This is a genomic window from Streptomyces sp. NPDC104313 (assembly GCF_055583985.1).
The window spans coordinates 346,738-360,785 of record NZ_JBVJMW010000007.1 but is presented as its reverse complement, the minus strand read 5'-3'; the positions used below and the strand labels follow the sequence as shown (position 1 = coordinate 360,785).

Genomic DNA, 14,048 nt, shown 5'->3' with positions numbered 1-14,048 from the left:
ATCCCGTCCCAGAGAACACGAGAGGAACCCGTCATGACCAACCCCTTCGAGGATGCCGACGGCCGCTTCCTGGTGCTCGTCAACGATGAGAACCAGCACTCCCTGTGGCCCGCCTTCATCGATGTCCCCGCGGGCTGGCGGACCGTCCACGGCGAGGACACGCGTGAAGCCTGCCTCAACCACATCGAGGCCAACTGGACGGACATGCGCCCCGCCAGCCTGATCGCCGCTATGGAGAACGCCGACTCATGACGCATAACCCCGCCTCCCCCCGGAGCCTCCCCGCGATGCTCCTCGACGACTATCTGAGCCTGGCCGACGACAGCTGCGTCGCCGTCCTCCCCCATGTCCTGCGCATCACCGCCGAACTGGGCATCGCGGACCTGCTGGGGGACGACATCCGCACCGCCGCCGACCTCTCGAAGGAAGCGGGCACCGACCCCGACGCCCTGCACCGGCTGCTGCGCGCCCTCGCCACGGTCGGCGTCGTCGCCGGTGAGCCCGGACAGCGCTTCCGGCTCACCGACACCGGCGCCCGGCTGCGCACCGACGCCCCCGGCAGCGTGCGCGCCTCGCTGCTCAACGCGGACTCCCAGCGCGCCTGGCTGAGCGGCGCCGACACACTCCGTAGCGGCCTGTCGGTCTTCGACAGCGCCATCGGCGGCGCGTTCTTCGACCACAAGGACGACGATGCGGAGGCCAACACCGCCTTCTTGCTCCGCATGGAGGAACGCGCCGGGCGCCTCTACCCGAACCTCGCCGCCGTTCCCGACTGGTCGGACTGCTCGGTGGTCATGGACATCGGCGGCGGCAACGGCTACATCCTCGACCGGGTGCTGCGCGCCGCACCGCATCTGACCGGCATCCTCTTCGAACGGCCCGCCACCGTCGCGGCGGTCAGCGGCTCCCCGCGTCTTCGGGCCCTGGGCGAACGCTGCCGGGTCGCCGAGGGCGACTTCTTCGACCGGATTCCGGCGGACGCGGACACCCACCTCATGTGCAGCGTCCTGCACGACTGGACCGACGAACAGACGGTGCGCATCCTGCGCAACAGCCGTGCGGCCCTGCGTCCTGGCGGCCGTCTGCTCATCGTCGAGATGCTCGTCCCCCAGGACGACCGTTGGCACCCCGGCGTCTGGAGCGACATCGGCATGATGGTGCTGACCGGGGGCCGCGAGCGCACGGCGGAGGAGTTCACCGCCCTGCTGCGACAGGCCGGCTTCTCCGAGGCCTCGACCACCGCGGTACCGGACTCCCCCTTCTCCGTGCTGGAAGCGAAGTAACCACCCGCCGAGAAAGCGCAGAAAGAGGCTCACTCGTGTTCGAAAGCCCCCAGACACCCGCCCGCTTCGACGAGCTCACGCTCAACCACGTCGAGCTGTACGTCACCGACCTCGCCACCGCCCGCACCACCTTCGCCGACCAGTACGGCGGCCACCACCTGGCCGACCACGAGTCCGCCGACGGCGCCCACCGCTCCACCGCCCTCGGCATCGGCCGGACCGTCCTGGTCCTCACCCAGGGTCTCTCCGCCGGCCACCCCGCCTCCCTCTTCGTCCGCGCCCGCGGCGACGGGGTGGCCGATCTCGCGCTGCGCACCGACCGGGTGCGCGCGGCGCATGCCTCCGCCCTCGCCCACGGGGCGCGCGACCGGGGCGCACCCGTCGAGGAGAACGGGGCGATACGCGCCACCATCCAGGTCTTCGGGGACGTCCGGCACACCTTCGTGACCCCGCCGCCCGGTACCGAGGGCCACTGGGTCCCCGGCTTCGGCTCCCTGCCCTCCTCCCCCGACTCCACCACCGGCCTCACCGGCGCCGACCACTTCGCCGTCTGCCTGGACGCCGGTTCCCTGGACGAGGTGGTCCGCTTTTACCACACCGCCCTCGGCTTCGAGCGGACCTTCTCCGAGCGCATCGTCGTCGGCTCCCAGGCCATGGACTCCCACGTCGTGCAGAACACCGCCCGGGACGTGACCCTGACCCTTCTCGAACCGGACATCACCGCCGCCCCCGGCCAGATCGACCGCTTCCTCAAGGACAACGACGGTGCCGGCATCCAGCATGTCGCCTTCGCCACTGAGGACATCGTGCGGGCCACCGCCGTGCTCCGCGAGCGGGGCGTGGAGTTCCTCAGTACCCCCGGGGCCTACTACGACCGACTGACCGAGCGCATCACCCTGGAACGGCACGGCCTCGCCGAGCTGCGCGCCGCCCACGTCCTGGCCGACGAAGACCACGGCGGCCAGCTGTTCCAGATCTTCACGCGCTCCACCCACCCGCACAACACCCTCTTCTATGAGGTGGTCGAGCGCTGCGGCGCCACCACCTTCGGCAGCGGCAACATCAAGGCCCTGTACGAGGCCGTAGAGACGGGACAGTCAGCGGACCGGCCCCGTTGACCGGCTCCGGGGCCGCCCCAGGGAGCCTGGCGGATGTCGAACGTGCGGCCCGCGAGGCCCTGTCCCCGGACGTCTGGGACTTCGTGGCGGGCGGCAGCGGCGGCGAACTCACCCTGGCGGCCAACCGGACCGCCCTGGAGCAGGTCGCCCTGGTGCCCCGCGCGCTCACCGGCTGCACGGCCGCCGCCCCCGGCTGCACGATCCTCGGCGAGCCCTGGCCGATGCCCGCCGCTGTGGCCCCGATGGCCTACCAGCGACTGCTGCACCCCGAGGGCGAGGTGGCCGCTGCCCGCGCCGCGGCGGCCACCGGGGTGACATACGTGATCAGCACCATGAGCAGCACCCCGCTCGGGCAGATCACGGCGACCGGCGCCCGCACCTGGTTCCAGCTCTACTGGCTCCGCGAGCGCGCCCGCACCGCCGACCTGGTCCACCGGGCCGAAGAGGCGGGCTGCCGGGCGCTCGTACTTACGGTCGATGTCCCGGTGATGGGACGGCGGCTGCGCGACGCCCGCAACGGCTTCGCGCTGCCCGGCTCCGTGACAGCGGCCCTGCTGGGCGACGGCCCGGACTCCGCCACCGCCCACACCCCGGACGGGACCGGCTCCGCGGTCGCACGGCACACCAGCGCCGTCTTCGACCCGGGGCTCGGCTGGCAGGACATCGCATGGCTGCGCGGGATCACGTCGCTGCCGCTGGCGCTCAAGGGAATCCTCTCCCCCGACGACGCCAGGCGCGCTGCCGATGCGGGCGTCGACCTGCTGGTGGTCTCCAACCACGGCGGTCGCCAGCTGGACGGGGCGATCAGCAGCGCCGACGCGCTGCCCGCCGTCGCCGCCGCCGTCGCGGGCAGGCTCCCGGTGCTGCTGGACAGCGGGGTGCGCGACGGTACGGACGTCCTGCGCGCTCTGGCTCTGGGCGCCTCCGGGGTCCTGCTGGGACGCCCCGTGCTGTGGGGTCTGGCGGCGGACGGCGAGGCGGGCGTCCGCACGGTGCTGGACCAGGTCAGGGACGAACTCGAACACGCCATGCTGCTGGCGGGCTGCCCGACACCCGCCCACGCCCCGGGCCTGGCCCGCCGTCCCACGGAAGGACTGTGATGACCGAAGCGACCATGGCGGTGGACCGGGTGCGTCTGCGCGCCGAACAACTGCACGGCTCCCTGACGGAACCGCTGATGGACTCGATGAACTTCCTCAACGAGATAGCCGGCCGCTACCCGGACGCTGTGTCCTTCGCACCCGGCCGCCCTTATGAGGGACTGTTCGACTCCGCTGCTCTGACCCGCTACCTGGAGCGCTACCGCGCCTATCTGGCGACCGAGCGCGGGCTGTCGGCCGAGCAGATCGACCGCACCCTGTTCCAGTACGGCCGGACCAAGGGGATCATCCCGGAGCTGGTCGCCCGCTCGCTCGCCATGGACGAGGACATCCACCTCGACGACCTGGAGTCCGTGGTCATCACCGTCGGCTGTCAGGAGGCCATGTTCCTTGTCGCGCGGGCGCTGCGGGTGGACGAGCGGGACGTCCTGCTGACCGTCGCGCCGACGTACGTGGGGGTGGTCGGCGCGGCCCGCACGGCCGAGCTGCCGACCGTCCCGGTGGCGGACGGCCGGCTCGGCGTGGACCTCGACGACCTCGCCCGTACGGTCGGGGAGCTGCGCGACGCGGGGCGCCGCCCCCGTGCCCTCTACGTCATCCCGGACTTCGCCAACCCCTCCGGCGTCCGGATGAACCTGGCGACCCGACACGCGCTGCTGGACGCTGCCCGGGAGCACGAACTGCTGCTGCTGGAAGACAATCCGTACGGCCTCTTCCACAACGGCGCCCGGCTGCCGACCCTGAAGGCGTTGGACACCGAACGGCGCGTCGTCTACCTGGGCTCCTTCGCCAAGACCGGTCTGCCCGGGGCCCGCGTCGGGTATGTTGTGGCCGACCAAGAGGTGCAGGGCGCGGACGGCTCGGTAGGGCTGCTGGCCGACGAGCTGGCCAAGATCAAGGGCATGGTCACGGTGAACACCTCGCCGGTGGCCCAGGCAGTCATCGGCGGCAAGCTGCTGGAGAACGACTGCAGTCTGGTGGCGGCGAACAGGGTCGAGCGCGAGATCTACCAGAACAATCTGTCCCGGCTGCTGACCGGGCTCACCCTCCGCTTTCCGCCCGCCACCGGGGTGCGCTGGAACCGGCCCTCGGGCGGCTTCTTCGTCGTCCTCGACGTGCCGTTCCCTGCGGACGACGCCCTCCTGGAGCACTCCGCGCGGCGGCACGGGGTGCTGTGGGCCCCGATGAGCCACTTCGACCCCCGGCCGGAGGCCCGCAACCGGCTGCGGCTGTCGTTCAGCTCGCTGCCCCTGGAGTCCCTGGAGACCGGGCTCGATCGGCTGCGCGCGATGGTGTCCGAACGCCTGGCCGCCGACTGAGCGTCCGGACAGCGACCCGAAAAGGCCCGAAGGGCGGTCACCCCGGTGGGGTGACCGCCCTTCGGCACTACTGCTTACTGGTTGTAAGGACCGTAGTCGTAGTCCTCCAGCGGGACGGCCTGGCCGGAGCCGGTGCCGAACGGCGAGTAGTCGATGTCGTCGTAGCCGACGGCCGAGTACATCGCGGCCTTGGCCTCCTCGGTCGGCTCGACCCGGATGTTGCGGTAGCGGGACAGGCCCGTACCGGCCGGGATGAGCTTACCGATGATGACGTTCTCCTTGAGGCCGATCAGGGAGTCCGACTTGGCGTTGATCGCCGCGTCGGTGAGGACCCTGGTCGTCTCCTGGAAGGACGCCGCCGACAGCCACGACTCGGTGGCGAGCGAGGCCTTGGTGATACCCATCAGCTGCGGACGGCCGGAGGCGGGGTGACCGCCCTCGGTGACCACACGACGGTTCTCGACCTCGAACTTCGACCGCTCGACGAGCTCGCCCGGAAGCAGCTCCGCGTCGCCGGACTCGATGATCGTCACACGGCGCAGCATCTGCCGGATGATGATCTCGATGTGCTTGTCGTGGATCGACACGCCCTGCGAGTTGTAGACCTTCTGGACTTCGCCGACCAGGTGGACCTGGACCGCGCGCTGACCGAGGATCCGCAGCACGTCGTGCGGGTTCGTGGCACCGACGGTGAGCTTCTGGCCCACCTCGACCGCATCGCCCTCGCCGACCAGCAGACGGGCACGCTTGGAGATCGGGAACGGCGTCTCGTCGCTGCCGTCGTCCGGGGTGACGACGAGCTTCTTGGTCTTCTCGGTCTCCTCGATCCGAACGCGGCCCTTGGCCTCGGAGATCGGGGCGACACCCTTGGGCGTACGGGCTTCGAAGAGCTCGACGACTCGGGGCAGACCCTGGGTGATGTCGTCACCGGCCACACCACCGGTGTGGAAGGTACGCATCGTCAGCTGGGTGCCGGGCTCACCGATGGACTGGGCGGCGATGATGCCGACCGCCTCACCGATGTCGACCAGCTTGCCGGTGGCGAGCGAGCGTCCGTAGCAGAAGGCACAGGTGCCGACCGCGGACTCACAGGTCAGGACCGAGCGGGTCTTGACCTCCTCGACGCCGATGCCCAACAGGGCGTCGATCAGGACGTCACCGAGGTCGACGTTGGCAGGCGCGATGACCTTGCCGTCCACCACGACGTCCTCGGCGAGCATGCGGGCGTAGACCGAGGTCTCGACGTCATCCGTCTTGCGGAGCACGCCGTCGGCGCCCTTGACCGCGATCTTCAGCTTGAGGCCGCGGTCGGTGCCGCAGTCCTCCTCGCGAATGATCACGTCCTGCGAGACGTCCACCAGACGACGGGTCAGGTAACCCGAGTCGGCGGTACGCAGGGCGGTGTCCGCCAGACCCTTACGGGCGCCGTGGGTGGCGATGAAGTACTCGAGGACGGTCAGACCGTCACGGTACGACGCCTTGATCGGACGCGGGATGGTCTCGTTCTTGGCGTTGGCCACCAGACCACGCATACCGGCGATCTGACGCATCTGCATCATGTTTCCTCGCGCACCGGACTCGATCATGACGAAGATCGAGTTGGTCCGCGGGAAGTTCCGCTGCATGGCCTCGGACACCTCGTTGGTGGCCTTGTTCCAGATGACGACCATTTCCTGCGTGCGCTCGTCCTTGGTGATCAGACCGCGCTCGAACTGGTTCTGGACCTTGAGGGCATCACCCTCGTACCGCTCCAGGATCTGCGGCTTCTCCGGCGGACCGAGGATGTCCGAGAAGGCCACGGTGACGCCGGAACGGGTCGCCCAGTGGAAGCCCGACGCCTTCAGGTTGTCGAGCGTCGCCGCCACGATGACCTTGGGGTAGCGCTCGGCCAGGTCGTTGACGATCTCGGAGAGCTGCTTCTTGCCCACCGAGTAGTCGACGAACGGGTAGTCCTCGGGCAGCAGCTCGTTGAAGAGCGCGCGGCCCAGGCTGGTCCGCAGCCGGAAGGTGTCGCCGGGCTGGTACTCCGGCTCGCCCTCCTCGGCGACCGGCGGCACCCAGCCACGCGGCGGCATGGTGCCGACCGGGAAGCGGATGTCGACCTTCGCCTGGAGCGACAGCTCGCGGGCGTCGAAGGCCATGGTGGCCTCGGCCGTGGAGCCGAACGCGCGGTCCGTGCCCCTGGCGTCGCGGCCCTCTTCGTCCGTGGTGAGGAAGAAGAGGCCCAGCACCATGTCCTGGGTCGGCATGGTGACGGGACGACCGTCGGCCGGCTTCAGGATGTTGTTCGAGGACAGCATCAGGATGCGGGCCTCGGCCTGCGCCTCCGCGGAGAGCGGCAGGTGCACGGCCATCTGGTCACCGTCGAAGTCCGCGTTGAACGCGGTGCAGACGAGCGGGTGGATCTGGATGGCCTTGCCCTCGACCAGCTGCGGCTCGAAGGCCTGGATGCCCAGGCGGTGCAGGGTGGGCGCACGGTTCAGCAGCACCGGGTGCTCGGCGATGACCTCTTCGAGGACGTCGTACACGACGGTGCGGCCACGCTCGACCATGCGCTTGGCCGACTTGATGTTCTGCGCGTGGTTCAGGTCCACCAGGCGCTTCATCACGAACGGCTTGAAGAGCTCCAGCGCCATGGCCTTCGGCAGACCGCACTGGTGCAGCTTGAGCTGCGGACCGACGACGATCACGGAACGCGCGGAGTAGTCCACACGCTTGCCGAGGAGGTTCTGACGGAAACGACCCTGCTTGCCCTTGAGCATGTCGCTCAGGGACTTCAGGGGACGGTTGCCGGGACCGGTGACCGGGCGACCGCGGCGGCCGTTGTCGAACAGTGCGTCGACGGCCTCCTGCAGCATCCGCTTCTCGTTGTTCACGATGATCTCGGGGGCGCCGAGGTCAAGGAGACGCTTGAGGCGGTTGTTGCGGTTGATCACACGGCGATACAGGTCGTTCAGGTCGGAGGTCGCGAAGCGGCCACCGTCCAGCTGAACCATCGGACGCAGGTCCGGCGGGATGACCGGCACGCAGTCGAGCACCATGCCCTTGGGCTTGTTGCTGGTCTGCAGGAACGCGGAGACGACCTTGAGGCGCTTGAGCGCACGGGTCTTCTTCTGGCCCTTGCCGGTGCGAATGATCTCGCGGAGGCGCTCGGCCTCCTCGTCGAGGTCGAAGGACTCCAGGCGCTTCTGGAGCGCCGCGGCGCCCATGCAGCCGTCGAAGTACGTGCCGAAGCGGTCACGCAGCTCGCGGTAGAGCAGCTCGTCGCCCTCCAGGTCCTGGACCTTGAGGTTCTTGAAGCGGCTCCACACCTCGTCGAGGCGGTCGATCTCGCGCTGCGCACGGTCGCGCAGCTGCTTCATCTCACGCTCGGCGCCTTCGCGCACCTTGCGGCGCACGTCCGCCTTGGCGCCCTCGGCCTCCAGCTCGGCCAGGTCGGTCTCGAGCTTCTTGGCGCGGGCCTCCAGGTCGGAGTCACGGCGGTTCTCGGTCTGCTGGCGCTCGACGGAGACGTGGGCCTCCAGGGACGGCAGGTCGCGGGTACGACGCTCCTCGTCCACGAACGTGATCATGTACGCGGCGAAGTAGATGACCTTTTCCAGGTCCTTCGGCGCGAGGTCCAGCAGGTATCCGAGGCGCGAGGGAACGCCCTTGAAGTACCAGATGTGGGTGACGGGAGCGGCAAGCTCGATGTGGCCCATCCGCTCACGACGCACCTTGGCGCGAGTGACCTCGACGCCGCAGCGCTCGCAGATGATGCCCTTGAAGCGGACACGCTTGTACTTGCCGCAGTAGCACTCCCAGTCCCGGGTCGGACCGAAGATCTTCTCGCAGAAGAGTCCGTCCTTCTCGGGCTTGAGCGTGCGGTAGTTGATGGTCTCCGGCTTCTTCACTTCGCCGTGCGACCAGGTCCGGATGTCGTCCGCGGTGGCAAGGCCGATCCGCAGCTCGTCGAAGAAGTTGACGTCGAGCACTTGTCGTCAATCCCTCTTTCGGGGTCTCGTCTCAATCAATGGTCTGAACGGGTCCGGGGAGGGCCGGCCGCCTCGGGACGAGGCGGCCGGCCGGCCCGTCAGACCTCTTCGACGCTGCTCGGCTCGCGCCGGGACAGGTCGATACCGAGTTCCTCCGCCGCGCGGAAGACGTCCTCGTCCGTGTCGCGCATCTCGATGGACATGCCGTCCGAGGACAGCACCTCCACGTTGAGGCAGAGCGACTGCATTTCCTTGATGAGCACCTTGAAGGACTCGGGAATGCCGGGCTCGGGGATGTTCTCGCCCTTGACGATGGCCTCGTAGACCTTCACGCGGCCGGTCACGTCGTCGGACTTGATCGTCAGGAGCTCCTGGAGGGCGTATGCGGCGCCGTATGCCTCAAGGGCCCACACCTCCATCTCACCGAAGCGCTGACCACCGAACTGTGCCTTACCACCCAGCGGCTGCTGGGTGATCATGGAGTACGGGCCGGTCGAACGCGCGTGCAGCTTGTCGTCGACCAGGTGGTGCAGCTTGAGGATGTACATGAACCCGACCGAGACCGGCTCCGGGAACGGCTCGCCGGAGCGACCGTCGTAGAGCTGGGCCTTGCCGGAGGGCTGGACCAGGCGGTCGCCGTCGCGGTTGGGGATCGTGGCCTGGAAGAGGCCGGTGATCTCGTCCTCGCGCGCACCGTCGAAGACGGGCGTGGCGACGTTGGTGCCGGGGGCGACCTGGTCGGCGCCGATGAGCTGCAGGCGCTGGGCCCACTCGTCACCGAGGCCGGAGACGTCCCAGCCGCGGCTGGCGAGCCAGCCGAGGTGGATCTCCAGGACCTGTCCCGGGTTCATTCGGGACGGGACACCCAGCGGGTTGAGGATGATGTCGACCGGGGTGCCGTCCTCCAGGAACGGCATGTCCTCGATCGGCAGGATCTTGGAGATGACGCCCTTGTTGCCGTGACGGCCGGCGAGCTTGTCACCATCGGTGATCTTGCGCTTCTGCGCGACGTAGACGCGGACCAGCTGGTTCACGCCCGGCGGCAGCTCGTCGCCCTCTTCGCGGTCGAAGACGCGGACGCCGATGACCTTGCCGATCTCACCGTGCGGCACCTTCAGCGAGGTGTCGCGCACCTCGCGCGCCTTCTCACCGAAGATCGCGCGGAGCAGGCGCTCCTCGGGGGTCAGCTCGGTCTCGCCCTTGGGCGTGACCTTGCCGACGAGGATGTCGCCGGCGACGACCTCGGCACCGATCCGGATGATGCCGCGCTCGTCGAGGTCGGCGAGGACCTCTTCGGAGACGTTCGGGATGTCCCGGGTGATCTCCTCCGGGCCGAGCTTGGTGTCACGGGCGTCGACCTCGTGCTCCTCGATGTGGATCGAGGAGAGGACGTCGTCCTGCACGAGGCGCTGCGACAGGATGATCGCGTCCTCGTAGTTGTGACCTTCCCACGGCATGAACGCCACGAGCAGGTTCTTGCCGAGGGCCATCTCACCGTTCTCGGTGGCCGGTCCGTCGGCGAGCACCTGGTCGGCGATGATCCGGTCGCCCTCGGAGACGACGACCTTCTGGTTGACCGAGGTGCCCTGGTTGGAGCGCATGAACTTGGCGATGCGGTACGTGGTGTACGTGCCGTCGTCGTTCGTGACGGTGATGTAGTCCGCGGAGACCTCCTGGACCACACCGTCCTTCTCGGCCTTGAGGACGTCGCCGGCGTCGGTGGCGCAGCGGTACTCCATGCCGGTGCCCACCAGCGGGGCCTCCGACTTGATGAGCGGCACCGCCTGGCGCATCATGTTCGCGCCCATGAGGGCACGGTTGGCGTCGTCGTGCTCCAGGAAGGGGATCATCGCGGTGGCGACGGACACCATCTGGCGCGGCGAGACATCCATGTAGTCGACGTCCGTGCCGGGCACGTAGTCGACCTCCCCGGCACGACGGCGGACCAGGACGCGGGGCTCGGTGAAGCGCAGCTCGTCGGAGAGCACGGCGTTCGCCTGGGCGATGACGAAGCGGTCCTCCTCGTCGGCCGTGACGTAGTCGACCTCGTCGGTGACCTGGCCGTCGACGACCTTGCGGTACGGCGTCTCGATGAAGCCGAACGCGTTGACGCGGCCGAACGAGGCGAGCGAACCGATCAGACCGATGTTCGGGCCTTCGGGGGTCTCGATCGGGCACATGCGTCCGTAGTGGGACGGGTGCACGTCGCGGACCTCGAAGCCGGCCCGCTCACGGGAGAGACCACCCGGGCCAAGGGCCGACAGACGGCGCTTGTGGGTGAGACCCGACAGCGGGTTGTTCTGGTCCATGAACTGCGACAGCTGGCTGGTGCCGAAGAACTCCTTGATGGAGGCGACGACCGGCCGGATGTTGATCAGAGTCTGCGGCGTGATCGCCTCGACGTCCTGCGTGGTCATGCGCTCGCGCACGACGCGCTCCATCCGCGCCAGGCCCGTACGGACCTGGTTCTGGATGAGCTCGCCGACGTTGCGCAGACGACGGTTGCCGAAGTGGTCGATGTCGTCGGTCTCGACGACGATCTCGCGACCCGACTCACCGGTCGTCTCGGTCTCACCGGCGTGCAGCTTGACCAGGTACTTGATGGTCGCGATGACGTCGTCGGTGGTGAGCACCCCGGCGTCCAGCGGCTCATCGGCGCCGAGCTTCTTGTTCACCTTGTAGCGGCCGACCTTCGCGAGGTCGTAGCGCTTCGGGTTGAAGTAGAGGTTCTCGAGCAGCGTCTGAGCCGCCTCGCGCGTCGGCGGCTCGCCCGGACGCAGCTTGCGGTAGATGTCGAGCAGTGCGTCGTCCTGGCCCTGGGTGTGGTCCTTCTCCAGGGTGGCGCGCATCGACTCGTACTGGCCGAACTCCTCCAGGATCTGCTCGGTGCTCCAGCCGAGCGCCTTCAGGAGGACGGTGACGGACTGCTTGCGCTTGCGGTCGATGCGGACACCGACCATGTCGCGCTTGTCGATCTCCATCTCCAGCCAGGCGCCCCGGGAGGGGATGATCTTGGCGGAGAAGATGTCCTTGTCGGACGTCTTGTCGATGGAGGAGTCGAAGTAGACACCCGGCGAGCGGACCAGCTGCGACACGACGACACGCTCGGTGCCGTTGATGACGAAGGTGCCCTTGTTGGTCATGAGCGGGAAGTCGCCCATGAAGACCGTCTGGGACTTGATCTCGCCGGTCTCGTTGTTGGTGAACTCGGCCGTGACGAAGAGCGGCGCGGCGAACGTGAAGTCGCGCTCCTTGCACTCGTCGATCGAGTTCTTCGGGGGCTCGAAGCGGTGGTCGCGGAACGTAAGCGACATCGACCCGGAGAAGTCCTCGATCGGTGAGATCTCCTCGAAGATCTCCTCCAGGCCGGACTTGGTGGGGACGTCTTGTCCACTGTCCAGAGCAGCCTCGACGCGAGCCTTCCAGGCGGCGTTACCGAGGAGCCAGTCAAAGCTTTCGGTCTGCAGCGCGAGGAGGTTCGGAACCTCGAGGGGCTCCTTGATCTTTGCAAAGGAGATGCGCAGCGGGGCGGTGCTGGCACCGTTGTTCGTATTCGCGGTCGAGGCGTTGCGCGAGGCGGCCAAGAGGGGGTCCTTCCGAGGGCTCGGACTCACTACGCGCGTACCGGTCCCACCCTGGACACAAAGACAGACCGTTCCGAATCGGTCGCAATGCGACCAGGTCGGAGGGGGTCGGCCATCGGTGCTTCAGCGTGGGCATGCCCCTGGTGACGGGCAGGAGGCAGCTAACAGGCAGCGCAAAGGGTCAGTGTAGCCAAGCGGCACACTGATGTCCAGTCGGGGTTCTCAGAGACCCACGTTGCTCTCAACAGCTGTTCTCAACACCTATGTCTAGCCCTGGCCCTCGCGCGGGGTGCGCTCTTCTTTACTGCCCTCTTCACTCTCGATCCATGCCTCGGATACGGATCGAAGTGATGACGCGTCCTGAGAATTGCGCGCCGCGTCCGGTTCGTCAAGGCCCGCCGGTCCGATCGGACCTCCAGGAGCCTTCACCGGCCACCCCCGGGATGCCCGCAGGACGCCCCTGAGGGGCCCGCGGGAGGCGCACGGCGAAGATCACCCTACTCGTCGTCGCCGGAAGAGCAAGGCACCCGCCACGGGCACGCCGAAGGGCGACCACCCGGATGGGTGATCGCCCTTCGGTGAGGAGATGTCATCGCCTTACGGCGAGGACGGCCTCGGGAGAGTCAGGAGACTCTCGAAGTCACTTGACCTCGACGGAAGCGCCGGCGGCCTTGAGGGACTCGGCAGCCTTCTCGGCGGCCTCCTTGGCGACCTTCTCGAGGACCGGCTTCGGGGTGCCGTCGACGAGGTCCTTGGCCTCCTTCAGACCCAGCGAGGTCAGCTCACGCACGACCTTGATGACCTGGATCTTCTTCTCGCCGGCACCGGTGAGGATGACGTCGAACTCGTCCTGCTCGGCCTCGGCCTCAGCCGGGGCGCCGCCCGCGGCGGGACCGGCGACGGCGACGGCCGCGGCGGCGGTGACGTCGAACTTCTCCTCGAAGGCCTTGACGAACTCGGAGAGCTCGATGAGGGTCATGCCTTCGAACTGCGCGAGCAGGTCGTCCTGGGACAGCTTCGCCATGATAGGCGTCCTTCCACTATTCGGCAGGTGCCGGATGTATGTGTCGGCGGGCGTACGTGGAGCCCGCTGGACCGCTGAGCGAAATTACTCGGCGGCCTCGGCGGGAGCCGGAGTACCGGCACCGCCCTGCTCTTCCTTCTTGGCGCGAAGAGCTTCCGCGGTGCGGACGAACTTCGACGGCAGGGCCTGGAAGACCTGCGCCGCCTGCGTCTGCTTGCCCTTGAAAGCACCGGCCAGCTTGGAGAGCAGAACCTCGCGGGACTCGAGGTCCGCGAGCTTCTTGAACTCATCGGCGGACAGCGCCTTACCGTCAAGGACACCGCCCTTGATGATGAGGTTGGGGTTGTCCTTGGCGAAGTCACGAAGACCCTTCGCCGACTCCACCGGGTCACCGGTGACGAAGGCAACCGCCGTCGGACCCGAGAACAGGTCGTCCAGCGTGTCGATCCCGGCCTCGTTGGCCGCAATCTTGGTCAGCGTGTTCTTCACCACGGCGTACTGGGCGTTCTCACCGAGCGAACGGCGCAGCTCCTTGAGCTGTGCCACGGTGAGACCCCGGTACTCGGTCAGCACGGCGGCGTTCGAGCTGCGGAACTGGTCCGTCAGCTCGGCTACCGCGGCAGCCTTGTCGGGCCTTGCCATGAGC

The 14,048-nt window shown here is 68.2% G+C and carries 9 protein-coding genes; 5 read left to right on the top strand and 4 right to left on the bottom strand.

What is annotated here, in order from left to right; genetic code table 11:
* Nucleotides 1–33: 33 nt before the first annotated feature.
* From ACZ60Q_RS19530 to ACZ60Q_RS19510, 5 genes are read left to right on the top strand one after another with little or no spacing between them, the layout of a single operon-like run.
* Nucleotides 34–252 (top strand): MbtH family protein, encoded by a 219-nt coding sequence (locus ACZ60Q_RS19530; RefSeq protein WP_469635814.1) that lies wholly within the window; start codon nucleotides 34–36, stop codon nucleotides 250–252.
* Nucleotides 249–1,283 (top strand): methyltransferase, encoded by a 1,035-nt coding sequence (locus tag ACZ60Q_RS19525; protein ID WP_469635812.1) that lies wholly within the window; start codon nucleotides 249–251, stop codon nucleotides 1,281–1,283. The genes ACZ60Q_RS19530 and ACZ60Q_RS19525 overlap by 4 nt, the downstream gene beginning before the upstream one ends.
* 35 nt (nucleotides 1,284–1,318) lie before the next feature.
* On the top strand, nucleotides 1,319–2,401 hold the full coding sequence (gene hppD, locus ACZ60Q_RS19520; RefSeq protein ID WP_469635809.1) for a 4-hydroxyphenylpyruvate dioxygenase: 1,083 nt from the start codon (nucleotides 1,319–1,321) through the stop codon (nucleotides 2,399–2,401).
* Nucleotides 2,398–3,501, top strand: a complete 1,104-nt coding sequence (locus ACZ60Q_RS19515; RefSeq protein ID WP_469635806.1) for an alpha-hydroxy acid oxidase — start codon at nucleotides 2,398–2,400, stop codon at nucleotides 3,499–3,501. Before hppD ends, ACZ60Q_RS19515 begins: the two co-directional genes overlap by 4 nt.
* Nucleotides 3,501–4,820, top strand: a complete 1,320-nt coding sequence (locus ACZ60Q_RS19510; protein WP_469635803.1) for an aminotransferase-like domain-containing protein — start codon at nucleotides 3,501–3,503, stop codon at nucleotides 4,818–4,820. Before ACZ60Q_RS19515 ends, ACZ60Q_RS19510 begins: the two co-directional genes overlap by 1 nt.
* Nucleotides 4,821–4,894: 74 nt before the next feature.
* On the opposite strand, the gene ACZ60Q_RS19505 is transcribed toward ACZ60Q_RS19510, so the two are convergent.
* The 4 genes from ACZ60Q_RS19505 to rplJ form a co-directional block, all read right to left on the bottom strand.
* Entirely contained in the window at nucleotides 4,895–8,794 is a 3,900-nt protein-coding gene (locus ACZ60Q_RS19505) for a DNA-directed RNA polymerase subunit beta' (protein WP_469635800.1), read from the bottom strand.
* Between the two features lie 98 nt (nucleotides 8,795–8,892).
* On the bottom strand, nucleotides 8,893–12,378 hold the full coding sequence (gene rpoB, locus ACZ60Q_RS19500) for a DNA-directed RNA polymerase subunit beta (RefSeq protein WP_469635797.1): 3,486 nt from the start codon (nucleotides 12,376–12,378) through the stop codon (nucleotides 8,893–8,895).
* A gap of 640 nt (nucleotides 12,379–13,018) precedes the next feature.
* Nucleotides 13,019–13,402 carry a 50S ribosomal protein L7/L12 gene (gene rplL, locus ACZ60Q_RS19495; protein ID WP_007445920.1) on the bottom strand — a complete coding sequence of 128 codons (384 nt, stop codon included), beginning with the start codon at nucleotides 13,400–13,402 and terminating at the stop codon, nucleotides 13,019–13,021.
* Between the two features lie 84 nt (nucleotides 13,403–13,486).
* On the bottom strand, nucleotides 13,487–14,044 hold the full coding sequence (rplJ, locus tag ACZ60Q_RS19490; protein ID WP_103534810.1) for a 50S ribosomal protein L10: 558 nt from the start codon (nucleotides 14,042–14,044) through the stop codon (nucleotides 13,487–13,489).
* Between the last annotated feature and the right edge of the window lie 4 nt (nucleotides 14,045–14,048).

Coding starts and splice junctions, on each gene's coding strand:
- ACZ60Q_RS19530 (WP_469635814.1), top strand. CDS start 34: ATGACCAACCCCTTCGAGGATGCCGACGGCCGCTTCCTGGTGCTCGTC.
- ACZ60Q_RS19525 (WP_469635812.1), top strand. CDS start 249: ATGACGCATAACCCCGCCTCCCCCCGGAGCCTCCCCGCGATGCTCCTC.
- ACZ60Q_RS19510 (WP_469635803.1), top strand. CDS start 3,501: ATGACCGAAGCGACCATGGCGGTGGACCGGGTGCGTCTGCGCGCCGAA.
- rplL (WP_007445920.1), bottom strand. CDS start 13,402: ATGGCGAAGCTGTCCCAGGACGACCTGCTCGCGCAGTTCGAAGGCATG.
- rplJ (WP_103534810.1), bottom strand. CDS start 14,044: ATGGCAAGGCCCGACAAGGCTGCCGCGGTAGCCGAGCTGACGGACCAG.